The organism is Paenibacillus sp. FSL P4-0081 (assembly GCF_000758565.1).
Lineage (GTDB): Bacteria > Bacillota > Bacilli > Paenibacillales > Paenibacillaceae > Paenibacillus_AQ > Paenibacillus_AQ phytohabitans.
Genome location: NZ_CP009280.1, coordinates 5,746,836 through 5,770,453, shown reverse-complemented (window position 1 = coordinate 5,770,453; position 23,618 = coordinate 5,746,836). Strand labels below are relative to the sequence as shown.

At 51.5% G+C, this 23,618-nt stretch carries 19 protein-coding genes; 12 read left to right on the top strand and 7 right to left on the bottom strand.

Annotated elements, in window-relative coordinates; genetic code table 11:
* Nucleotides 1-51 precede the first annotated feature (51 nt).
* From P40081_RS24820 to P40081_RS24805, 4 genes are all read left to right on the top strand, one after another.
* The gene (locus tag P40081_RS24820; protein WP_042138907.1) at nt 52-1,866 is read left to right on the top strand and encodes a heparinase II/III family protein; all 1,815 of its coding nucleotides are present in this window, start codon (nt 52-54) and stop codon (nt 1,864-1,866) included.
* A gap of 274 nt (nt 1,867-2,140) precedes the next feature.
* Nucleotides 2,141-2,350 carry a hypothetical protein gene (locus P40081_RS24815; protein WP_042138906.1) on the top strand — a complete coding sequence of 70 codons (210 nt, stop codon included), beginning with the start codon at nt 2,141-2,143 and terminating at the stop codon, nt 2,348-2,350.
* A gap of 60 nt (nt 2,351-2,410) precedes the next feature.
* Nucleotides 2,411-3,547 (top strand): glycoside hydrolase family protein, encoded by a 1,137-nt coding sequence (locus P40081_RS24810; RefSeq protein WP_042138905.1) that lies wholly within the window; start codon nt 2,411-2,413, stop codon nt 3,545-3,547.
* A 6-nt stretch (nt 3,548-3,553) separates the two neighbouring features.
* Nucleotides 3,554-5,452, top strand: coding sequence for a DUF2264 domain-containing protein (locus tag P40081_RS24805; RefSeq protein WP_231575185.1), 1,899 nt, complete (start codon nt 3,554-3,556; stop codon nt 5,450-5,452).
* A 287-nt stretch (nt 5,453-5,739) separates the two neighbouring features.
* Here the strand turns inward: P40081_RS24805 and P40081_RS39475 are convergent, their stop codons facing one another.
* Together P40081_RS39475 and P40081_RS39470 are read right to left on the bottom strand one after the other, a co-directional pair.
* Entirely contained in the window at nt 5,740-5,862 is a 123-nt protein-coding gene (locus P40081_RS39475) for a transposase (protein ID WP_081970083.1), read from the bottom strand.
* Nucleotides 5,853-6,020 carry a winged helix-turn-helix domain-containing protein gene (locus P40081_RS39470; protein WP_081970082.1) on the bottom strand — a complete coding sequence of 56 codons (168 nt, stop codon included), beginning with the start codon at nt 6,018-6,020 and terminating at the stop codon, nt 5,853-5,855. The genes P40081_RS39475 and P40081_RS39470 overlap by 10 nt, the downstream gene beginning before the upstream one ends.
* Before the next feature lie 148 nt (nt 6,021-6,168).
* Here P40081_RS39470 and P40081_RS38665 point away from each other — a divergent pair, with 148 nt between their 5' ends.
* Nucleotides 6,169-6,318: a hypothetical protein gene (locus P40081_RS38665; RefSeq protein ID WP_156118682.1), complete on the top strand. Its 150-nt coding sequence runs from the start codon at nt 6,169-6,171 to the stop codon at nt 6,316-6,318.
* 319 nt (nt 6,319-6,637) lie between these two features.
* On the opposite strand, the gene P40081_RS24800 is transcribed toward P40081_RS38665, so the two are convergent.
* Complete coding sequence (locus P40081_RS24800; RefSeq protein WP_042138904.1) at nt 6,638-7,144, bottom strand: hypothetical protein; 507 nt, start codon at nt 7,142-7,144, stop codon at nt 6,638-6,640.
* 358 nt (nt 7,145-7,502) lie between these two features.
* The gene (locus P40081_RS24795) at nt 7,503-8,384 is read right to left on the bottom strand and encodes an SDR family NAD(P)-dependent oxidoreductase (protein WP_042138903.1); all 882 of its coding nucleotides are present in this window, start codon (nt 8,382-8,384) and stop codon (nt 7,503-7,505) included.
* A gap of 116 nt (nt 8,385-8,500) precedes the next feature.
* Between P40081_RS24795 and P40081_RS24790 the strand changes: the two genes are divergently transcribed.
* Nucleotides 8,501-8,998, top strand: a complete 498-nt coding sequence (locus tag P40081_RS24790; RefSeq protein ID WP_042141419.1) for a MarR family winged helix-turn-helix transcriptional regulator — start codon at nt 8,501-8,503, stop codon at nt 8,996-8,998.
* Nucleotides 8,999-9,129: 131 nt separating this feature from the next.
* The gene (locus tag P40081_RS24785) at nt 9,130-11,973 is read left to right on the top strand and encodes a glycosyl hydrolase 115 family protein (RefSeq protein ID WP_042138902.1); all 2,844 of its coding nucleotides are present in this window, start codon (nt 9,130-9,132) and stop codon (nt 11,971-11,973) included.
* A gap of 286 nt (nt 11,974-12,259) precedes the next feature.
* On the opposite strand, the gene P40081_RS24780 is transcribed toward P40081_RS24785, so the two are convergent.
* Entirely contained in the window at nt 12,260-13,849 is a 1,590-nt protein-coding gene (locus P40081_RS24780; RefSeq protein ID WP_231575435.1) for a response regulator transcription factor, read from the bottom strand.
* A 160-nt stretch (nt 13,850-14,009) separates the two neighbouring features.
* Complete coding sequence (locus P40081_RS36625; protein ID WP_052421983.1) at nt 14,010-15,812, bottom strand: sensor histidine kinase; 1,803 nt, start codon at nt 15,810-15,812, stop codon at nt 14,010-14,012.
* A 188-nt stretch (nt 15,813-16,000) separates the two neighbouring features.
* Between P40081_RS36625 and P40081_RS24770 the strand changes: the two genes are divergently transcribed.
* From P40081_RS24770 to P40081_RS24750, 5 genes are all read left to right on the top strand, one after another.
* The gene (locus tag P40081_RS24770) at nt 16,001-17,347 is read left to right on the top strand and encodes an ABC transporter substrate-binding protein (RefSeq protein WP_052421982.1); all 1,347 of its coding nucleotides are present in this window, start codon (nt 16,001-16,003) and stop codon (nt 17,345-17,347) included.
* Nucleotides 17,348-17,424: 77 nt separating this feature from the next.
* Nucleotides 17,425-18,315: a carbohydrate ABC transporter permease gene (locus tag P40081_RS24765; protein ID WP_039306468.1), complete on the top strand. Its 891-nt coding sequence runs from the start codon at nt 17,425-17,427 to the stop codon at nt 18,313-18,315.
* A 12-nt stretch (nt 18,316-18,327) separates the two neighbouring features.
* A complete protein-coding gene (locus P40081_RS24760; protein ID WP_042138900.1) occupies nt 18,328-19,152 on the top strand; it encodes a carbohydrate ABC transporter permease in 825 nt (274 codons plus the stop codon).
* 151 nt (nt 19,153-19,303) lie between these two features.
* Nucleotides 19,304-21,313 (top strand): beta-galactosidase, encoded by a 2,010-nt coding sequence (locus P40081_RS24755; RefSeq protein WP_042138899.1) that lies wholly within the window; start codon nt 19,304-19,306, stop codon nt 21,311-21,313.
* Nucleotides 21,314-21,383: 70 nt separating this feature from the next.
* Nucleotides 21,384-22,721 (top strand): glycoside hydrolase family 30 protein, encoded by a 1,338-nt coding sequence (locus tag P40081_RS24750; protein ID WP_042138898.1) that lies wholly within the window; start codon nt 21,384-21,386, stop codon nt 22,719-22,721.
* A 27-nt stretch (nt 22,722-22,748) separates the two neighbouring features.
* On the opposite strand, the gene P40081_RS24745 is transcribed toward P40081_RS24750, so the two are convergent.
* Nucleotides 22,749-23,528, bottom strand: a complete 780-nt coding sequence (locus P40081_RS24745; RefSeq protein WP_052421981.1) for a helix-turn-helix domain-containing protein — start codon at nt 23,526-23,528, stop codon at nt 22,749-22,751.
* Nucleotides 23,529-23,618 lie beyond the last annotated feature (90 nt).

Below are 23,618 nucleotides of genomic sequence, written 5' to 3'. Positions count from 1 at the left end.
GAGGTGCGGCACTAATCAGGGTGGAGCACCGATAAGGAGGAAGAAGAGGGCATGAACAGACAGGAGCTTGCCGGTATTGTGCAGGACATGAAACCGGCGGACTGGAGCTTATATTATCCGCAGGGAGATTCGGCGGGTTTTTGGACCCGGGCGTTATCATCCGGAGGATTACAGGCAGACATTAGCGAGATTCGCGCAGAGGCGCAGAGGCTGGACGGTCAGCCTATATCCGCGCTGACGTATACGCTATTTTCTATTTTTGCGCGTACAGGCTCGAGACTGGAATATGAACGGATCTATTTCGAACGGAGAAGAAGACTGAATACCTATGCATTCCTAAGCCTGCTGGAGCCGGATAATACGGGGGCTCTGGAGAAGCTGGAGGATATCCTCTGGGTCATCTGCGATGAGTACACCTGGTGTCTTCCGGCCCATCTTCCCGCAGACCATGACGCTGCTGAGATCAGCCGGCATATTGACCTGTTCTCCTCCGAGACGGGATTCACCTTAAGTGAAGTGTTACTGCTGCTGGGGGACCGGCTTCCGCTGCTGCTCCAGTCCCGGATACGGCATGAGGTAGAGCGCAGAATCTTCCGGCCTTTTCTTGAGCAGGGGCCATATTTCTGGGAGACATCACGCCATAACTGGGCGGCAGTCTGTGCGGGCTCGATTGGGGCAGCTGCGCTGCTGCTGGTGAAGGAACCGGCCATGCTGACGGATATTCTGCTGAAGACAGAGAGCAGCATGAGCTATTATCTGGAAGGCTTCGGGGACGACGGCGCTTGTCTGGAGGGGCTGGGCTACTGGAATTATGGCTTTGGCTATTTCACTTACTATAGCGATCTGCTCCGGGCAAGAACCGGAGGCAGGCTGGACTGGTTCAAGCGGGAGAAGGTATCGCAGATTGCCCGTTTCCAGCAACAATGCTTCATTGACGAAAGTCATGTCGCCAATTTCTCGGATTCGGTGCCTCAGGTACGTGTGCATATGGGCTTGTCCCATTATCTGGCGGATGCCTATGCGGATGTCCTGCGGCCGCCGTCCGCTCTGCGTGCGCCGTTCACTGAAGATCACTGCAGCCGCTTCGCACCGGCGCTGCGTAATTTGATCTGGACCAGAGCCGGCCGGGAGAATGTGGCTTGGGAGGCTGCGAGCTGCTATCTTCCCGATGCCGCTTGGATTGTCTCGCGTCATGTGCCGGCAGCAGGCTCCTTCGGGTTCGCCGCCAAAGCCGGCCACAATGATGAGCCGCACAATCATAATGATCTGGGCCACTTCATTCTTAGCGGCCGGGGAGAGATCTACGCTTCCGATCTGGGCAGCGGAGAATATACCGCTGATTATTTCGGTGCCGGACGTTACAGCTATGACTGCAATGGATCACAGGGACATTCAGTGCCGATCATCAACGGCCAGTACCAGGGCGCAGGGCGGGAGTTCAGCACGGCAGTACTGCATGCATCTGCGGCGGCGGAGAAGGATGAGCTGACGCTGGAGATGGCGCAGGCTTATCCGGTGTCAGGCTTGCAGTCCTTGGTGCGTTCGCTGGTCTGGCACAAAGAGGAGCTGCCACGTCTGGAATTGACAGACACCTACCGGTATGAGGGAGCTCCGGCGAGCTGGACGGAACGGTTTGTAACCTGGCGCAGGCCTAAGCTTCTTCACCCGGGCAGCGTACTGCTGCCGGGCACTGCGGCGGGTCACGGTGTCGAGGTCACTTATGATCCTGAGGCAGTCCGGCCGGAGATTACCGCGCAGGTGTACCGGGATCATTATGGCCAGGAGACACTGTGGCATAGTCTGGACTTCCATGTTCTTCAGCCGGAGGCGGAGGGAACATTAGCATTCACTTTTCAATTTCTGTGAAGATTGAACAGGCGGCCCGAATTCCAGGTAATCTCATCCGCCGGAGTTACTGCTTCTCTGCTGGGGGAAGCTCTAATCTAAACTAAATATTGAGGGCATATAACCCGCATAGTAGACGATTCCAACAAAACGGCCGGTCCAGCGCGGGTGTTCAGACGGAATCCGGCAAAATGTTGTATGAAATACAACTTAGGTGCTGCTATACCGGGATGTGTAGGAGGATTGTTGTAGGAAATACAACAATTTCTTCATTAAACGGCCTGGATGAGAAGAAATGTTGCCTTTTGTACAACAATTTTGGATTTGGGCCGGTTTATTGAGGGAAATGTTGTATTTTATGCAGGATTTAACAACGGGGCGGGGAACCCGTAACTTCTGCGGCGATAGCAGCGCCTGGAAAGCTGCTGCGCACGCCGCCTGGAAACTGCTGCGTACGCCGCCCGGAATCCCCACATTTACCGCATTTAAAGCAAATTTTTCGTAGAAATCTTTCGTTCAGCTTATATAGATCAGAACTTATCATTCAAACAAAGGCGGGATTCAGATGAGTGGAACAATACAGCAGGCATGGGTAGAAGAGGCCTGGAGCAAGGCACTGGAGAAAACGCGAGCAAACAGCTTGAGAATCGGCGCGGAATTCCCCCATGCCAGCCAAGGCGGCAAGTACGTACTGGAGACACCGAGCTGGTGGACAGCCGGCTTCTGGCCGGGTATGCTCTGGCAGCTCTATGCCGGGAGCGGGGACGAGAGCCTGAAGGCGATTGCCGAACGCTGCGAGCAGCGGCTGGACGAGGTGCTGGATGGTTATGTGAAGCTGGATCATGACTTAGGCTTCATGTGGCTGCTGACCAGCGTAGCCAACTTCAAGCTCACGGGCGCAGAGGAATCACGGGTCCGGGCGCTTAAGGCTGCCAACTATCTGGCCGCCCGCTTCAACCTCAAAGGCCGCTATATCCGCGCCTGGAATCCATGGAGAGAAGGCGAGGACAACAGCGGGGTCGCTATTATCGACTGCAGCATGAATACCAGTCTGCTCTTCTGGGCTTCTGAAGTAACCGGAGACCCGCGTTACCGGCATATCGCCGAGGCCCATATGGATACGGTGCTGGAGCATTTCATCCGGCCGGACGGCTCTGTCTATCACATTGTCAACTTCAACCCGGAAACGGGTGAAGTGGTAGAGAAGCGCGGCGGTCAGGGTTACGCACCAGAGTCGGCCTGGTCGCGCGGCGCGGCTTGGGCACTTTACGGGTTGTCGCTGGCCTATCATCATACCGGCAAGCAGAGCTACCTTGATGCATCCAAGCAGGTTGCCCATTTCTTCCTGACCCGTCTGCCGGAGGATCAGGTTCCGCATTGGGATTTCCGGGCTCCCGGTGAGATCGGCGAGATTCGTGACAGCTCCGCCGGTTCTTGCGCGGCGAGCGGCCTGCTGCTGCTGGCGAGCCAGGTGGATGAATCGGAGGCACATGTCTACCGGAACGGCGCGCTTAGAATTACGGAATCCCTCTACCGGAATTATGGGACCTGGGATAATGCGGAGGAAGAAGGGCTGCTGCTTCACGGTACAAGCAACTACCCGGAGAACCGGAATATCGATGTTCCTCTGATCTACGGTGATTTCTTCTATGTTGAAGCGCTGGCGCGGATCAAAGAAGCCGGCCCGTTCTACTGGGAGTAGGAAGATATGATGACTAACGGGAGAGCAGCATCAGACAAATTATTCTTGCGGATTGCAGACAATCCGCTGAAGACGCGGTCGGACCTTGTGACCGCTCTTGAACAGCTAACGGATCCGCTGCGTCCGCTCTACAGCAAAGGCGGCGCAAGACTTGAGATCGGCAGAACCGGAGCGAGCTATCCGGCAGCAACTGCCGGGATGGAGGGTTTTTCCCGGGTATTATGGGGGCTGGTCCCCTTGCTCGCCGGAGGCGGAAGCAGTGAAAATTGGGACATCGTGCTGAATGGCATTCGGCATGGCACCGACCCTGCTCACGAAGAATATTGGGGAGATGTACGGGATTACGACCAGCGTCTGGTCGAGATGGCGGCCTTCGGCTTCGCGCTTGCAGCGGTTCCGGAGCAGATCTGGTCACCGCTTGCTCTTCAGGAGCAGGATCACCTGTACAACTGGCTGAATCAGATTAACTCCCATCCCTGCTATGATTGCAACTGGCTGTTCTTCAATGTACTTGTTAATGTTGGGTTCCGCACCATCGGCCGTCCGTATGATGCGGTGCAGCTGGAGAACAACCTGCAGCGGATGGATGCATTCTATCTGGGAGAGGGCTGGTACAGTGACGGTGTTGACGGGCACTGCGATTATTATGGACCGTTTGCGATCCATTACTATTCGCTGCTCTATGCGAAGCTGATGGAGAAGGAGGACCCAGAGCGTTCCCGGTTGTTCAAAGAACGCGCCCGGCTGTTCGCCGCTGAATTCCTGGGCTGGTTCGCCCCGGACGGCTCCGCGCTTCCTTACGGGCGAAGCCTGGCATACCGCTTCGCCCAATCGGCGTTCTGGAGTGCCTTGGCTTATGCGGATGTTGAAAGCTTCCCTGCTGGTGTGGTGAAAGGCATCGTTCTGCGCAATCTGCGCTGGTGGTTCAGCCAGCCCATCTTTGATGCAGCAGGCGTATTGACCATTGGATATACGTATCCGAATCTGGTCATGGCGGAGAATTATAATGCACCCGGCTCACCCTACTGGGCGCTGAAGACTTTCCTGCCGCTCGCACTTGGTGAAGAGCATCCGTTCTGGAGCGAAGAGGAGCTTCCCCTGCCGGAAATCCCGGCAGTTATGGTTCAGAAGCCTGCACATCTTGTTCTGGTCCGCGAGCCGGCCTCCGGTCATGTGGCGGCGTTCAACAGCGGCCACCTGTACACGAATGAGCATACCCATACCTCGGCCAAATACGAGAAATTCGTCTATTCCACAGGCTTTGGGTTCAGCGTACCCCGTTCTGAGTGGGGGCTGTCGCAGGGGGCATTCGACTCCATGCTTGCGCTCAGCGAAGGCGGGGACAATCTGTACCGCGTGCGGCGCCGGAATGTGGAATCCGAGATCACGGACAACGTCCTCCGGTCGGTCTGGAAGCCATGGACTAATGTGGAAGTCCGTACCTGGGTGGTAGCAGGGCTTCCCTGGCATATCCGGATTCACCGGATTGAGACGGGCCGGGCACTTGACGCCGCTGAAGGCGGGTTCGCCCTGGGCCAGGAAACGGAGCTTGCGCAGCAGACCGACAACTCAGGCATAGCAGTATCTACAGCTTGGGGAACCAGCGGAATCAAGGGACTGACGGGTTACGGGAAGGCGGAGCTCATTTGGCCCAATGCAAACACTAACCTGCTGCGTCCCCGGACGGTACTGCCAACATTGACGGCTACGCTTGAGCCCGGAATTCACTGGCTGGCTTCGGCTGTATACGGTGATCCTTTGGCTGATTCTTCAGCTCATCAGGCGAACGGAGTCAGTAATATTCTGGAGCAATCTCCCGAGTCCTTGCTGAAGGTTACTTTTGCTGAGAATGGCATCACGGTTCAAACTACGGGCGGAACGGAAATTTTTATCCCGATACAATAGAAAAAGGCTGCATCTTCACGTGATTGTGAGGGTGCGGCCGTTTTTGATTATATGCATCCCATATGACCTCATCTAACGTGTTTGGAAATCGGCTAATCCTTATTCATCACGCGGAAACTATATAGGTTGAACCGCAAATCTTTACGTCCGGACCAGTAGCCGATCAATCAATTCAAGAGGGCTCTTATGGATCTGTTTCATGAAAGCTGCGACATGAGTACGGATGACGTAATACTTATGAAAAAAGACATTGTTTATTACTTCGTGTTTTTTAGCCATTTCCACAATCATTCAACAGGATTAAGTTCAGGGCTATATTTGGGTAGAAAAACAAGCTGAAGTCTCGGATTCTCTCGCAGAAACGGCGGAATTGCATCTGCATGATGAGAGTGAGCGTTGTCTAACAACATGATTCATCTTCAAATAAAAGATGGTCAATTTTTCCTTGGTTCAGTTTCTCCTTCAGCTCAGGTAAAGTGACCTCGCGGAATTGTTTTTGTTCCTCTTTGCTGGCTCGTACCAGCGTATAGGTGGCTTTTGTGTAGCTAAAACCAAGCCGATTCAGCATTTTAGAGATTCCTTATAGGGCATATTTCTCGCTGAACTCGCGAAGGATCCATTTTATGAGTTCAAGTTATATAGTATTTTTAGTGAATATAGTGAATATAGTATTTTAAAGTAGGAATAATCGTTGGTATAGAAAGGATGGAAATAATATGTTTAAAAAAATATACTTAATAGCCCTTGCATTGACTATTATTTCAGGAGTGGCATTAATATCCAATTCAAAAGCAGGCTCCTATCCAGAAATGGTAACCGCAAATAAGACAGATAAAAATCCTGTTAACACTAATTTTTCAGAATAACGTGAAATCTGTAGAATCAGTGAAATCCGTAGAATCAGTAAAAACGATGAAATCCGTAGAATCAAGACTCGCAAAAATGTATTTTAGTCAACTCTATACACCTTATGGCATTTTCGTGCCAGTAATGAACAAAGTATATTCAAGGAATCTGAGCTAGCAAGAAAGTTAGATCAAATCGGATCTAATACGAATCAACTAATTTTTGAAAACAAGTTCTTCTTAAAAGTAGATGAATCAACATTAGATAAATTGTATCCCAGTGCGTTACTCACAAATGAAACAAATGAAAACCCGGCTGACTGATCCTTATCCACTAACCTCACATGTTATACGATAATAAATAAATTCTATTATTATCAAGATTCATAATTCCGATCATTACGTTGTCGAAGCTGGAATTAAATACATTAGTTCCTGTAATAGAAGCATTCGTTTGGTTATTTCTAATCATATAGTACCCCCGTGCAGCATCAAGCGTTATTAGCTTCGATGTTGTCTCGTCTGTGATCGCCCTAATTTTCTTGGAGAATGAAGCTGTGAAATCTGATGGAAGAGGAAGTTCAGACCAATGATTTGCGTGGCCCTTTTTCACTATATCATTCATGCTCTTAGAAGTGACCTGATAGATATATAACCGGTATCCATCGCCCAATGCTCCATATGATTTATAACTGTATATAAGTTTGCTTTCTTTTGGGAGCGGTATTCCAAACTTATCGTGGAAAAATTCAATCTCTTTATTATTTTTGAAATAACCTCCGTAAAATACTGCTAATACTATTATTAAGGAAATGAATCCAATAATAATTTTTTTTGTGTTTTTCATCTCATACCTCAATTTCTATCATTTATATAGTAAGAGTAGGGTTAGGATATATCTCCACGTAAAATAACTCATGCACAATATGGAAAACTGATTGTCCATGAGTAAACTCTAATTTATATTCCTAGTATTCATCCCGAGTGTTGAGCAAGATACATTAAGTTAACAACTCTGAACCACACAGGTAAAGACAAAAATTATGATTGAATCCTCCGTATGGTATTTACAACCATTTGGCCCCTTCACATTATCAACAATGGAATATAAAGTCAATCTATGTCTTAATTCACCTGTATGTTTCTGTCCATAGAAATTCCTGTTTCCCGCTTCCGTCTGTAGAACAAAAGCGACACATATCATCCTAATCCCGGTTTTCTCCCAGTATCTCCCCCAGCAACTCCCGTGTATCTGCCCACAACCTGCGCTGCATCGCTTCATCGCCGCCAGGGGATACCGGTACAATGGACTTTCCTGTGCCCACGTTAAAATAACCTCCGGTTACTGCCCCATAATGCGGGTCCACGATTAACCGGGTGATAATCTCTGCTCCTCTTCGCGGGTCTCCGAGCCGGACAATCTTCAGGATCCGTTCGATCACAGAAGCGAACCGCAGCTCGCGTCCCAGTCCGGTTACATTGAAGCCCGGGTTCAGGGCATTGACGGTTATTCCGCTGCCGGCCCATTGCCGGGCCAGTTCTGCCGTGAACATGATGTTTAGCAGTTTGGTTTTGCCGTAGACAGGAGAGGAGCCCCGGGCAGTAAAAGCAGCAGTATCCGTTAAGTCCCCGGGCAGGCGGAGTACACCATGACGGCGCGATGCCTCAGAGGCTACGTTGACTACTCTGGCCTGGCCTGCATTGCGCAGTGAAGTCTCCAGTCTATGCGTCAGCAGCCATGGTGCCAGATAGTTCACAGCCATCATCTCCGGCAAACCTTCGGCAGTGGTGCGGGGCTCGAAGGCGTGGATTCCTGCATTGTTCAAAAGCACGTCGATAGAAGGGCAGGCGGCAGCAATTTCAGCACCAACCCGGTTCACATCCTGCATCAGCGAAAGGTCTCCATAGACAAAACGGATATTTGCAGCAGGCTGACGGGCCTCGATGATGGTTCTGGTAGCCGCAGCACGTTCTTCACTGCGGGCAGTCAGGACAAGCGCATAGCCTCTTTCTGCCAGCTGGATGGCTACAAGCTGTCCCAGTCCGCTAGTGGCTCCGGTGATGACAACGGTTGGTTGTTTAGGCATGGTTATTCTCCTTTAAGTAATGTATAATTGATATATGTCCACTATAATTATATGGTGGATATATGTCAACTATATTTGCGGCAGTTATCTATAAAGCAAAGGACTGGTGAATGAATATGAAGCAGAACCCAATAAACGATATCCAAGTAAACAATGAACCAATAAACATTGATCAATCAAGGCTTGACTCAAGAGAACAGCTGGAGCTGGCGCTGGGAGAGCAGCTTAACGCACTGATCAGCGCAGCCCATGCGCTGAATGTCAAAGCCGCCGCGCGGTTCGATTCCTCGTTGCAGCCGGCTGCCTTCCATATTGTCCGCTGGCTCTATTCCTATGGGCCGGCTAGTGCTGCCGCCATTGCGGAAGCAACAGCTATGGACCGCAGCGCGGTCAGCCGTCAGATCAAACAGCTGGAGTCTCTGGGCTATGTGAGCCGGGAAGCCTCACCCGATGACGGGCGGGCCATCCTCCTCTCACTTACAGAGCAGGGACAGCAGCAGACAATAGCTGCCCTTAACGAGAAGGGTTCCGTGTTCTTCGGGCGGACTGCGGCATGGAAAGACGACGAGCTGCATCAGTTCATTCACATGCTCAAGCAGTTCAACGGGCTATAAGCTGGTGACGGCTTAGCGCCTCCTTTACTAATTACAAAAACTTGCTAGTTAGACCATGGAGCCTGTAACCGTTTTCCCGATATAATGTGCGTAAGCATACGAAATCAGACAATCCGGGAGGAAGCTATTCCATGAAATCGAATGAGGACTTTATACTTGCCGCGCCAGACCAGGCGGTTCAAATTTACCTGGACCCGAAGGGGACTGATTATAACGGACTGCGCCGGGTGGCGGAGTCTTTCGGCGCGGATATCGAGCTGGTGAGCGGTATAGCACCTGTGATTCTGACACGAAAAGAACAACTCTCAGGAACCGTCGTCATCGCCGGAGCCATAGGCGGAAATGAGCTGATCGACAGGCTGATTACAGAAGGCGCCCTCGACGTCACGTCGATTCAAGGCAAGCGGGAATGCTACCGGCTGCAGCTGGTTGAGGCTCCAATGCCTGGCGTGGACCGGGCGCTTGTCATTGCGGGCAGCGATAAACGCGGGACAATCTATGGCATTTACTCCATATCTGAGCTGATTGGGGTCAGCCCGTGGGTGTATTTTGCCGATGTGGTTCCGGAGCAGAACACCACACTGTCCATTCCAGTAAGCAGACTTAATCGCAGCACCAGAGAACCTTCCGTTAAATACAGGGGTTTCTTCCTGAATGATGACTGGCCGTCGCTCGGCTCCTGGGTCACGCACGCTTTTGGCGATTTCAATGAGGGCTTCTACGACAAAGTGTTCGAGCTGATCCTGAGACTGAAGGGGAACTTTCTGTGGCCGGCGATGTGGAGTGCAGAATTCAGTCTGAATGGTACAAGCAGTCCGATTGCTAACGCGGTTCATGCCGATGAATACGGCATTGTTATGGGAACGTCGCATCATGAGCCGTTGTTCCGGGCCGGCAGCGAATGGCAGAAAGTGTATGCGCAGTACGGGACAAGCAATCTGTGGGATTTCGCCCGCAACCCGCAGGCGATTACCGCCTTCTGGGAAGACGGAATTAAGCGCAACCGACACTATGATAATCTGGTTACACTCGGCATGCGCGGAGAGAGTGACTCTGCCCTCGAAGGCTCAGACCAGGAGAATATTGAGCTGCTGAAGCAGATTATCCTTACCCAGAAGGCCCTGCTGAAGAAATACAATCTGGAGCATATGCCGCAGGTTCTGGCTGTGTACAAGGAGGTCGAGAAGTATTGGTACGGTACGGCGGAAGCAGAAGGGCTGAAGGACTGGGAGGTGCTGCAGGATGTGACGATTCTGCTCTCGGATGACAATTTCGGCAATCTCCGCAAAATCCCGGAAAAACATGAGCAGCAGCGGGAGGCCGGCTGGGGAATTTACTACCATTTTGACTACCACGGAGGCCCGCATTCCTACGAGTGGGTGAATGTGACTCCGCTGGAGAAGGTCTGGGAGCAGATGACCATGGCGTTCGATTACGGCATCCGCGATATTTGGGTGGTAAATGCCGGCGACTTGAAGCCGATGGAGCTGCCGCTATCCTACTTCATGGATTTAGCCTATGACTTTGAAGCCTGGGGAACCGGAGCGATTAACCAGACAGAGGAGTACACCCGGCGTTGGGTGGAGCAACAGTTTGGATCAGACCTTACACCTGGGACGGTTGACGGAATTGCGCAGGTGTTAGCGGATTACACCCGGATGAACGGGCGGCGCAAGCCGGAAATTATCAGAGCGGGCACCTTCAGCCTGCTGCATCATCAAGAGGCGCAAAGAGTGCTGGAACAAGCGCTCAGCCTGGAGCAGGCGGCGGCCAGGTATGAGTCTGAGCTCCCAGCGGCGCTCAAGGATGCCTATTACCAGCTGGTCTATTATCCGGCAGTGGCCTCGGCGAATGTGGTCAAGATGCAAATCTACGCCGGACTGAACAGGCTGCATGCCGGACGCGGCAGTGTACTTGCCAATACCTATGCCGATCTGGTACTGGAGTCTATTGAGCGGGATAAGCAGCTGGAGCAGCACTACAATACCGGCATCTCGGACGGCAAATGGCAGGGCATGATGAGCTCCCCGCATGTCGGCTATGTGAACTGGAACGCGGACGGCTGGAGTTATCCGGAGGTCAGCAGAGTGACCCCTGCCAAGGAAGCCATCATGATTGTTGGTGTAGAGGGAACGGAGCAGGGTTACACAGCAGGGACAGCGGGTCTCACTCCGTTTACGAATCTTCAGCAGGAGACTTATGAGATTACGGTCAGCAGCGGCGGAGCCGGGTTCGGATATAAGGCAGTCAGAAGTGCGGAATGGATCAGGCTGGACCGGACCCAAGGCTGGGTGGATACTGGAGCGGCGATCCGGGTTTCAGTAGATTGGGAGAAGGTGCAGGGGGCGGCTTCAGGCCATATTACCCTTTCAGGTGCCGGTACAATCGTAACCGTTCAAGTAGAAGTGGAGTGGACTGACATTACTAATGTGCCGCCGATGACCTTCATCGAGACGCAAAATACCGTTTCTATCGAAGCGGAGCATACTCTAAACCGCGTGGCGAAATCCGGAGCCGAGTGGAAGACTATTAACAACTACGGACGGACCTTGTCTTCGGTCAAAATGTTCCCCGCCGGCAGCTCCTTTGATCAGCCGGAGGAAGCGCCTTGTCTGGAGTACCGGCTGCTCGTCCATCAGGACGGGGAATACAGCCTGACCGCCTATATTGCGCCGACTAACCAGTTGTCTCCAGTCCGCGGCCTGAAGTATGCCGCCGGATTCGACGGAGAACCGCCGGTCACCGCAGATGCGCTGCCTCCGGGTTATGAAGGCGGCAACCATGACAATGAGCCGTGGTGCCGTGCGGTGATGGACAATATTCATACGCAGGTTACCCGTCATGTTCTGGCCAAGGGGCAGCATACGCTGCGCTTTTACGGACTGGATGCCGGACTTGTCCTGCAGAAGCTGGTATTGTCTGCCGGACCGCTGCCGTATTCCTATCTGGGGCCGGTGGAGAGCTATCACAGCTGACTTCCGGCGGGTTGCCGGGACCGCCGCCATCGTCAAGCAGATGGCGGCGGAAACCCGCAACACTATGCGCACTACCCTTACTCCCCGTCACTCCACGTTACTCTCCATTACTCTCCATTACTCTCCATTACTCTCCATTACTCCGCGTTACTCCCCGTAACTCCCCGTAACTCCCCGTAACTCCCCGTAACTCCCCGTAACTCCCCATAACTCTCCATTACTCCGCGTCACTCCCCACAACTCCCCATAACTCCTCATCACTCTCCGTTCCTCCGCATCCTCCACGTTACTCCGCATTGCTGCGGAACTGATTCGGAGTAATCCCCTTATACTTTTTGAACACCTGATAGAAATATTTCGTATCATTATACCCGGACTGCAGAGCGATGTCCTCGATCCGCATTCCGGGATCTTTGAATAGCAGGCATGCATGCTCTATGCGTATCTTATGCAGGTAATCGGTGAAGCTGATTTTGAGCTGCTGCTTGAACAGCAGGCTTAAATAGCCGGGTGTAATATAGATTTCCCGGGCGACAATCTCGCGGTTGATATCCTTCATGTAATTTTGCCCGATATAGAGCTTGGCTGCTTCCAGCAATTTGTTGCTGTTCTTCTTGGAGGTCAAATGCTCACTGACCAGAAGGGCAGTCTCAAGCAGAGACTGAAAGATATGATCCAGACTGGAGCGGGACAGAACCTGGATCAGCTCGGTCAGATTTTGTCCGAACACCTTGTTCACGTTGACGTTATTCTCAATGCATAATTTATACAGCGCGAAGAACAGGGCGAAGCTCGACTTGATCACCTGGTCCCTGGATACCGTTTCGGGCTGCAGGGCCACGTTGAACAGGGTAAGCTTCCCGGCAATTTCTTCGGGGGAGCCGTTCCGGACAGCCTTAAGCACCTCCTGCTCCTCATGCAAAGGGTAGGAGGATTGGGAAGCTTCATCATCAAATTCCCCGCTGAACTCCACGATTTTGCCGGTGCCTGTATAGTTTCTCGTATTCAGCGCCTGGGATGCCTCCAGAAAAGAACGCCGTAAATGCTGAAGATTCTTATCTATACTTCCGATTCCGGCAGAGACCGTGAACCGGAGATAACTCAGGATATTATCCTGAATGATCCGGATATATCCGCTTAATTCCTCATGATCCAGCAGCTCATCCGTATTAAGGATCAGGACAATATCATCCTGATGTTCAAAGGCGATACATACAATCGTCTCCGGAAGGGATTCCTCGCAAATATTCTTCAGCCCGTATTTCAATAGCTCTGTATCCTCATGGAGATATTTCTGGTGCAGCTGCCGGAAATTATCAATCCGCAGCAGAATCACGCCATACAGCAGATAAGGAAATATTAGATTGTTCATCTTCAGATTGGCCAGCAGCTGCGGATATGCAGGACTCTCGGTGAGAACCAGCTGGCTTAGGGTCTTCTCTTTCAGCAGGGGCAGACTCTCCCGGAAGCCCTGCCGCAGATGCTCCAGCGATTTGATCTCCAGCTTCTCCGATTGAATCTGCTCGGTGATGTCCAGTATTGTATTAAGAATCTCCTGTCTCCGGCTTGGTTTCAGCAGATAGTTGCTGGCTCCGACTCTAATGGCCTGCTGGGCATAGGCGAAATCATCATACCCGCTCATAATCACCGATTTGATATGGGGATACTTCCCGGAGACAATGGAGATTAACTCCAGACCGTCCATCTGCGGCATCCGGATATCCGTCAGCATAATGTCGACAGGGTGGATACTCAGAATATCCAGCGCTTCCTGGCCGTCTCTGGCCTCGGCAACAATAGTAATTCCGTGCGCCTGCCAGTCAATTAAGGTCCTGATCCCGACACGGGCCCGTTCTTCATCGTCCACGATAATCATATTAAACAAGTGATAATCCCTCCGGTCCTCTGCGCTTCTTGTTATATTCTTAAAATATAAGAATTTATATGCTTCGCATGATAACTTATCCTTCTATTTTTGGAGAAACGGATGCCGCCTCTTTCAGAGGACTGCGAAGCCGTTTCTTCTTATATTCAGCCTAAATATCATTCAAGATAGCCGGAATTATGATCTCCACGCGTGTACCCTCTCCCGGAACGCTGGTGTAATGCAGTGTGAAATCCCCTTTATAGAAATGCTTCAGTCTGGCTTGTACATTCTGCACTGCATAACCTCCGGTATCCCGGGCCGTATAGATATCCGATTCATCCGGCAGGGTGAGAATCTTCTGCAGGGTCTCGCTGCTCATGCCGCCCCCGTTATCTTCAATCACGAACATCAGTTGATCTCCGGTCCGTTGTCCGCTGATACTCACACAGCCGCCGCCGCGTTTACGTTCAATCCCATGAATCAGCGCGTTCTCAATAAAAGGCTGCAGGCTGAGCTTCAGAATGACATAGGGGTGCAGCTCATCAGGGATATCGATCACGAAATCCAGAGAGTCTTTAAATCTCATTTTCTGCAGGGACAGATAGAGCTCGATAAGCTCCTTTTCCTTGGCTACGCTGGTGAAGCTCTTGCCCTGGTTAAGACTTAATCTGAACAATCTGGAGAGGTTGATCACCATCTCACTGATCTTGTCCTGCCCCGCAGCTTCGGCTTCCCAGAAAATCGTATCCAGCATGTTGTACAGAAAATGGGGGTTGATCTGGGACTGCAGCGCCTTGAGCTCCGCTTCCTGCTCTTTAAGCTTGAGCAGATAAGCATCGTCCACCAGCGCCTTAATATTGGCGACCATGTTGTTGTACCCCCGGCTTAACTGGCCGATCTCATCCCAATATTTAATGTTAACCTTCTCTTCGAACTGACCGTTCTGGAAGCGGCGCATCGACAGCAGAAGGGTCTTGATCGGTGCAGTCAGGAATGAGGAGAAAAACATCAGCAGGGGTATACTAAGGAGCAAACTGGCCAGAATCATGATCAGCACAGCCGACTTAATCGAGTTAAGCTCCTCGGTCAACGAACTGAGCGGCACACTGTACAGTGTAATCCAGCCATTGGCATTGATATTATAGTTCAGCAGCGTATCTCCGCCTTGCAGGTTCACGATGGTATAACCGGACAGAATGCCGGCTTCAGCCCGCTTCATCACGAAGTCTACTGCCTTCTTGTCATACGTTTCTTTACCTGCGGCCAGGAGCTGCTTACCGCTCTCATTCAGAATAAGAATGCCGTGGTCCTGATCATAGAGATCCGTCAGATAGGTTCTGCGGATCGTCTCCAGATTAATGCCGACAAATACAAAGCCGATTCTGTTTCCGTTTACAATATCGCGGATAATCCGGGTCATGCCGAGCTTGTCATTGCGGTTGCTCTGAATGAAGACATTATTCTCTTCCGTCAGCGGGAACCAGTAGGAGGCGCCGTTCAGGGCAACGGATTCCTTATAAATATTGTGCGGAGTGATCTTGTCCAGGCTGTAGGCCCCGCTGCTGTCATCGGTGGCAACCTGAAACATGGGTGCAGACAGGCTGCCGTACAGCGCCAGATAATCGAAATTACCGGTCACCAGCATCTGGTTCATCATGGACGCGGTTGGTCCGTTATAGAACTGATCCTCGATCTCGACAGAATCCGGAGTATTGCTTCTTAACGTCTCCTGTACAACGGAAGCCAGGCTGAATACCGTAACCCAGTCGGCAATCGTCTTCTGCATCCGGGAGAGATTGCTGTCAATCTGCTTAAGCACGCTCTGATTGGAGTTGCTTACTTTGTTAATGATCTGTTTTTTTGAGATGGTATACGAATATCCGCCTATAGCAAAAGTTACTGCGGTGATCAGAAGGAAGATAAGAATTGTTATCTTATATCGGAGATTCATATTTAAATAGAAACGCAGCACGGGATCACTAACCTTTTTGTTTTTTATCTTATGCGTATTGCTGCATTTAAACAAGGGTGCCGGAAGAGGAGTCGACAATTTTAAACTTTACTCTCTTTTTCTCTACTGACCCCGGATCAGGTTCTCTGTTACGATGTGGTCACAACAAAGAAGGCGAGCACAATCAACAACAACTAGGGGGAGATTAAATGGTTATGAATACAAAAGCTACACGGAATCTACTGCTGATTACAGCGCTGGCAGCTGTCTCGGTACTCAGTGCATGCGGAGGCAACGATCAGAATGAGAGTGCAGGCAGTACAAACGGCAACGCAGCCGATCCCGCCGCTGAACAAGTCACACTGCGCGTGTTCTCCAACCTTCCGGACCGTAAATCGGGCCAGGGCCTGGCCGAGCAAATGGTGATCGACAACTATACCAAAGAGAACCCTAATGTGAAAATTGAACTCGAAACGCTGGCCGAAGAGCCTTTTAAGAACAAATTGAAAGCCTATATGGCCTCAAATGAAGCGCTGGACATCACTATGGTGCACGGGGGAGCGGAGCTTAATACACTGGTTCAGGCTGGTTATGTGAAAGAGCTGGACCCGGCCGGGTACGAAGGGGAGACCTACAACTTCCTCCCGGGCGTATATAAGTCTTTCACCTTCAACGACAAATTGTATGGCCTGCCCCGGAACAGCGACTATGAGGTTATCTACTATAACCAAAAAATATTTGCAGACAATGGCGTAAATGTACCCGCTACCTACGCGGAGCTGCTGGATGCAGCTAAACAATTCCGCGATAAAGGCATTGAGCCAATGTCGGTGAACGGTAAAGACCTGTGGAGCTTCGCGGCATTCTTCCAGGACCTGGTCATTCGGGTGAGCGGAGATCAGAGTCTGATGCTGGATGCGGTGGAGCAGAAGAAGAACTTCACAACCGACGAGAGCTTCATCACGGCGGCCAAGCTGCTGGGTGAGGCAAGAGATGCCAAGCTGTTCCAGGAATCATTCATGACCGCAGACTACGGCGCATCCCAGAATTTATTCACTCAGGGAAAAGCGGCAATGTGGTACATGGGCTCCTGGGAGGCGGGAATGGCTACGAATGAAAGTCTGTCCGAAGACTTCCGCAATAATGTGGCTGTGCTGAAATTCCCGGTAGTGGATGGCGGCAAAGGCAAGGATACAGATCTTCTGGCCTGGAACGGCGGCGGCTATTCACTGGTCAGCAGCTCGAAGCATCCGGAAGAAGCCAAGAAATTCTTCGACTATCTGATGAGAGCAGATCAATGGGCCAAAACCGTCTGGGATACCGGCGCGGCTGTTCCTGCACAGAAGTATGAGCTGACCGGCACGGAGAGCGGGCTGCAGAAACAGCTGACAGATGTTCTTACCGGAGCAACCACTACTGCAGGTTCACTGGGTCTTGATTACGGAACTCCGAAGTTCAAAGATGACGGCCAGAATGCGTTCGGCAAGTTCTTCGCCGGCGGATCGACACCTGAAGAGCTGCTCGCAGACCTGCAGAAAGCAGCGGAATCCCAATAACAAATATAGAGAGTGAAAGGGGACGGGGCAGGAATCTTCTTGCCCTTCTCCAATCTTAAGGATGGAGTGAGACTTCCATGCAAAAAGTATTCAACAATAAAATGGCCATCTTCCTGTTCGTCTTCCCGGGAATTCTCTTATTCTCCCTAACCTTTCTGGTCCCGATTGTACTCAGCGGATATTATTCGTTCCGGGATACCCTGGCACCAGGTACGCCTTCTGCATTCATAGGGTTCGCTAACTATACGGAGCTGCTGTTTCACGATACCCGTTTCTGGCTGGCGCTGAGAAATGCCGTCCTGCTGGGTCTGGGCTTCATCTTCATTCAGCATCCGATTGCCATCTTCTTTGCCATTATGCTGGACCGCCTGGGCGGGAAAGCGGAGAAGTGGTTCAGAACGATCTTTTTCATTCCATGCGTGATTTCAGTAGTGGTTATCTCCAAAATGTGGCTGTCGCTGCTCGACCCTACCTTCGGTGCGTTCAACAAACTGCTGGATACACTGGGCCTTGGGTTCCTGAAGCATGCCTGGCTGGGGGATAGCAGTACGGCACTTGTTACGATGCTGTTCATTCTAATCTGGGCCGGATTCGGCTGGGGACTGCTGTTCTATTATGCCGGCCTCAAAGGAATACCGGATGAAATGTATGAAGCCGCTTCCCTCGATGGAGCTTCGGGCTTCAAGCTGCACCTGCGGATCACCGTTCCGCTGCTGTCACCGGTCATTACGGTGCAGATCACACTGGCTATGATTACCGCCTTGAAGCAGATGGAAACCGTGTTCCTGACCACCAACGGCGGTCCCGGCGATTCCACCCAATTCCTGGCTGTGTATCTCTATAACAAAGCATTCTCGGCCAGCCAATACGGCTATGCCAATGCCATTTCGATTCTCTTCATCGTCGTCTGTCTGCTGGCTACCTACCTCAGCAACAAACTTACCCGCAGTGATGCTACGGAATTCTAAGGAGGATACACCATGACCAAAAGCACTAAAACCATACTATGGGTGTTCTTCCTTTTTGTCGCCCTGGTTCAACTGTTCCCGTTAATCTGGCTGTTGGATTTCTCATTCCTCAGCAGCAATGAATTCTACTCTTCAAGTATCCTGAAATGGCCAAGCGCACCGCAGTGGCAGAATTATATCAATGCCTGGGTAGACGGCAAATTCCTGCGCTATTTCATTAATAGTGCGTTCATTACTACGGTTACAATCCTATTAACGGTTGTGCTATCCTTGACGTTAGGGTATGCGTTTACACGGATGGACTGGAAGTTCCGTTCGGTATTTTTCACCATCATCCTGCTCGGGATTATGATTCCGATCCATGCCACCCTGCTGCCCAACTTCGCGATCTTCAAAGCGCTGGGCTTGACCGATTCCTATCTGGGGCTGATTCTACCCTACACTGCGGTGTCCGTGCCCATGGGGACGTTCATCCTGACCGGGTTCCTGCGGAGTATCCCCAAAGCGCTGGAAGAGTCGGCGATTGTGGACGGGGCGAATATTTACCGGATTGTGTTCCAGATCATCGCACCGCTTACAGCACCTGCTCTGGTGACGGTAGTCGTAACTACTTTCCTGAATTGCTGGAATGAGTTCATTATGGCTTCGACCTTCCTCAGCAAGGATGCACTGAAAACGCTGCCTTTCTCGGTCATGAATTTCGCCGGCCAGTATTCCTCTGATTATGGCTCACAGTTTGCCGTCATGGTGCTGACCTCCATCCCGGCGATTGTCATCTATGCGATCTTCAATGAGCAGATTACGAAGGGCGTTACTGCCGGTGCTGTAAAAGGTTAATATCACACTGCGTATGCTTCCGAAGCGAGTTTTGTACGAAGCAAATTAGGAAGGTTATGCTATCAAAACTTAAGCATATGCTTTCGAAGCGAGTTTTGTACGAAGCAATCACAGGGAAGTAGATGCTCACAAAACTTTTAGGAGGACAACAATGGATCACTTGCTATACGGTGTTGCTTATTACGACGAATACATGCCTTATGACCGTCTGGATGAAGACATCCGGATGATGCAGGAAGCGGGAATCAATACCGTGCGTATTGCCGAGTCCACCTGGAGCACCCATGAACCCCAGAACGGCGTATTTAATTTCAGTCCGGTGACAAGAGTGCTGGATGCGATGCATGCCGCCGGAATTCATGTCATTGTGGGCACGCCGACTTACGCTATTCCTGCATGGATGGTCAAAGAGCATCCGGATGTGCTGGCCGTCACGGCACAAGGTGAAGGGAAGTACGGTGCGCGGCAGATTATGGACATTACCCATCCCGTGTATCTGTTCTACGCAGAACGGATCATCCGCAAGCTGATGGCCGTGGTCCACAAGCATCCGGCAGTTATCGGTTACCAGATTGATAATGAAACGAAGCATTATGAGACCGCCGGACCGAATGTCCAGCTCAAATTCGTCAAATACATGAGAGAAACCTATGGAACCCTTGAGGCAATCAACCAGCGGTTTGGCCTGGATTACTGGAGCAACCGGATCGACAGCTGGGAGGACTTCCCGTCGATGGTTGGCACGATTAACGGCAGTCTGGGTGCGGAATTTGCCAGGTTCCAGCGCGGGCTGGTGAATGAATTTCTGGCGTGGCAGATTGGAATTGTCGGGGAGTATAAGCAGCCGGGGCAGTTCACGACACATAATTTTGATTTTGAATGGAGAGGGCATTCGTTTGGGGTGCAGCCATCAGTGGATCACTTTGCCGCAGCCGCTCCGTTCGACATTGCCGGTGTAGATATCTATCATCCGTCGCAGGACAACCTTACCGGTACGGAGATTTCGTTCGGGGGAGATATGACCCGTTCGCTGAAGCAGGACAACTACTTTGTCCTTGAGACACAGGCGCAGGCTTTTCCTGAGTGGACGCCTTATCCAGGGCAGCTGCGTTTGCAAGCCTTCAGTCATATAGGCTCGGGTGCCTCCATGGTTGCCTACTGGCATTGGCATTCAATTCATAATTCGTTCGAGACCTACTGGAAAGGGCTGCTTAGTCACGACTTCCTGCCTAATCCGGTGTATAAGGAAGCCCGGACGATTGGTGCTGACTTCAAGCGGCTGAGTGATCGGCTGATTGGGCTCAAGAAGACCAGCAAAGTGGCTGTTATGGTCAGCAACGAAGCACTGTCGGCGATCGAGTGGTTCAAGCTGCCCGGCGGCGTGATTTATAACGATGTGGTCCGCTGGATGTATGACGAATTGTACAAGATGAATATCGCCTGCGATTTCATCCAGCCGTCCTGCACACGTTTGAGCGACTATGAGCTGATAGTCGTGCCGGCCCTGTATGCCGTATCTGACGAGGCGCTGCAGCGGCTGAATGAGTATGTGCGCAGCGGCGGTCATGCCGTTTATTCCTTCAAAAGCGGATTCACCGATGAGCAGGTGAAGGTGCGGCATACGGCGCAGCCGGGCGTAATTCATGAGGCCTGCGGAGTGGCTTACAGCCATTTTGCCACGCCTAATGCCTCTGCCGGACTTACCGGCAAGCTGTTCCCGGAGGGAACGGAAGCAGGCGTTCATACCGTCAGAACCTGGATGGAAATGCTTGTTCCAGACTCGGCCGAAGTACTCGCCAGCTATGATCATCCCCAGTGGGGCGAATATGCTGCGGTTACCAGAAATTCCTTCGGTGACGGTACCGCCACCTATATAGGATGTATGACGGAGCCTGCCGCCCTGGCGGTCATCCTGCGGGATACGCTCCAGGTTGCCGGATTGTGGGGGGAAGATCAGCAGCTGTCCTTCCCGTTAATCGTCAAATCCGGTGTGAACCGGCATGGCAGTACCATCCGCTACTACTACAATTATTCGGCGGAGTCCGTGACATTCCAGTATCCGCATGGCGCGGGGCAAGAGCTTCTATCCGGGAATCCCGTAGCGCATGCTGAGGAGCTGAAGCTGGAGGCTTGGGGCGTATTTATTATTAGTGAAGATTAATAAATTGCTTTAACTATGAGGAGTAAGTAACGATCCTCCCCATAGGGAGATAGGATGAGGAGGCAGCAATATGGACGTTAAAGATATAGTCTGGGTATCGAGTACGGAGAGTGAGCCTTGGGTGTCCCGAAGCGTGGAAAGTGCAGCAGCAGAGGGCGCGGCGGATCTGGCGTTCACCAGAGAAATCCATCAGAATATTGAAGGGTTCGGCGGCTGCTTCAACGAGCTTGGGTTCGAGGCGCTGAACCTGCTGGCTGCAGAAGACAGAAGCGCGGTGCTGCACTCGCTTTTCCATCCGGAAGGGGATCATAAATTCAGCATTTGCCGGCTGCCGATCGGGGCGAGTGACTATGCGCTTGAATGGTACAGCCTGAATGAAACCGACGGCGATTACGCCATGGAGCATTTCTCCATCGAACGGGACCGCAAGTACCTGATTCCGTACATCCGGGAGGCGCTGAAGCTGAATCCGGAGCTGAAATTATTCGCCTCGCCCTGGAGTCCGCCAACCTGGATGAAGTTCCCCCGGGCTTATAATTACGGCACGCTGCGCTGGGAGAAGGAGATTCTGGAGGCGTATGCTTTATACTTTGTGAAGTTTGTACAGGCGTATGCCGGGGAAGGCATCACCATCCATCAGGTTCATGTGCAGAACGAAGTGGTTGCGGATCAGAAATTCCCCTCCTGCGTATGGACGGGCGAGCAATTGCGTGAATTCATCCGTGACTATCTGGGACCGGCTTTTGAACAGCGTGGACTGGATACGGAGATTTGGCTGGGTACGATTAATGCGCCGGAGCCCTGGGATGAATGGATGAAGCAGAAGGACAGCGGATTCGATGCTTATGCGCACACGGTGTTAAGCGATCCTGAAGCATACAAATATGTGCAAGGCGTTGGCTATCAGTGGGCGGGCAAATATGGCATTCAGCGCACCGTGCAGGCTTATCCTGAACTGCGCTACATGCAGACGGAGAATGAGTGCGGGGATGGGGAGAACACCTGGTTTTATGCTAAATATGTGTTTAACCTGTATCAGCATTACTTCACCAATGGCGTGAACGCCTATATCTACTGGAACATGGTGCTTCAGCCGAAGGGGCGCAGTACCTGGGGATGGGAGCAGAACTCCATGATTACTGTAGATCCGGATGAACCGAAGGCCGTGCATAATCCCGAGTTCTACGTCATGAAGCATTTCGCTCATTTCATTGGTCCCGGCTCCCGCAGAATCGGACTGAAGGGCAGATGGACAGGCAATGCACTGGCATTCGGGACGCCGGAAGGCAGACGGGTGCTGGTGATCGCGAATCCGTTCAAGGAAGCAAGAACGATTCTTTTGGCTAACGATGAGACGCATTATAAGCTGATGCTGGATGCGGAATCTTTTAATACCCTTATTCTGTAAAATAGACTAACATGACTCCATCCGCCGTCATTTCAAAGCAGCTGACGGCGGATACCCCTTCATGCTTTTGAACACATTGCTGAAGTACGCCACATCATGATACCCGCAGTGCTCCGCCACCTCAGACACATTGAACCCGCCCGCAGACAGAATCATCTCGGCATTATTGACCCTGACCCTGTTCAGGAATTCTTTGCAGGTGGAGCCGGTATTCTGTTTGAACAGCTTACCCAGGTAGACGGGATTCAGTCCGATCCACTCCGCCAGAGCTTTAATCGTAACCTCCTCCGCATAGTGATCCATGATATAAGCCATGACTTTATGGATTCTCGGATCAAGCAGCGGCGTTTCCTGATGATGGGTAATATTAAGAAGGCGGTAGACAATCAGCTGGAAGATGGCCCGGGCCTTCATTCTATAAAAAGGCTGGCCGCCCATCCAGTTATGCGAGAACTCCCTGATATCATCGAGGATCTCCTTGGTCATCCGGTGCTTGGTTACGGTCTCAAACGGCAGGTGTACATGATTATCCGCCCCCGTCCAGAAGAAGTTGAACGCAAAGGAATGCATGGGTGCCTCGGCAAAGGTATGGGCCTCCCGGACACTGCCGGAAGGGACATAGAGCATATCCCCGGCTTCTACAGTGAATTTCTCCCCGTTAATGAAGTAATCCGCTTTGCCTTCCACAATGAACGACAGATCATGGAAATCTATGGTGCTGCTGATAATCTCCCAGTCGGCAAAGGATCTGCGGTCCACAAACAGAAAGACATCCGGCACAAGGTGCTCGTATTTGTGGATGTCCATGACGATCCTCCTTCCTTGCAGCTGAAGCGCTGATAAACACCAACCTATCTTATCATCTTTATAAGCTGAACTTAAGAGTGATGTAAGCAG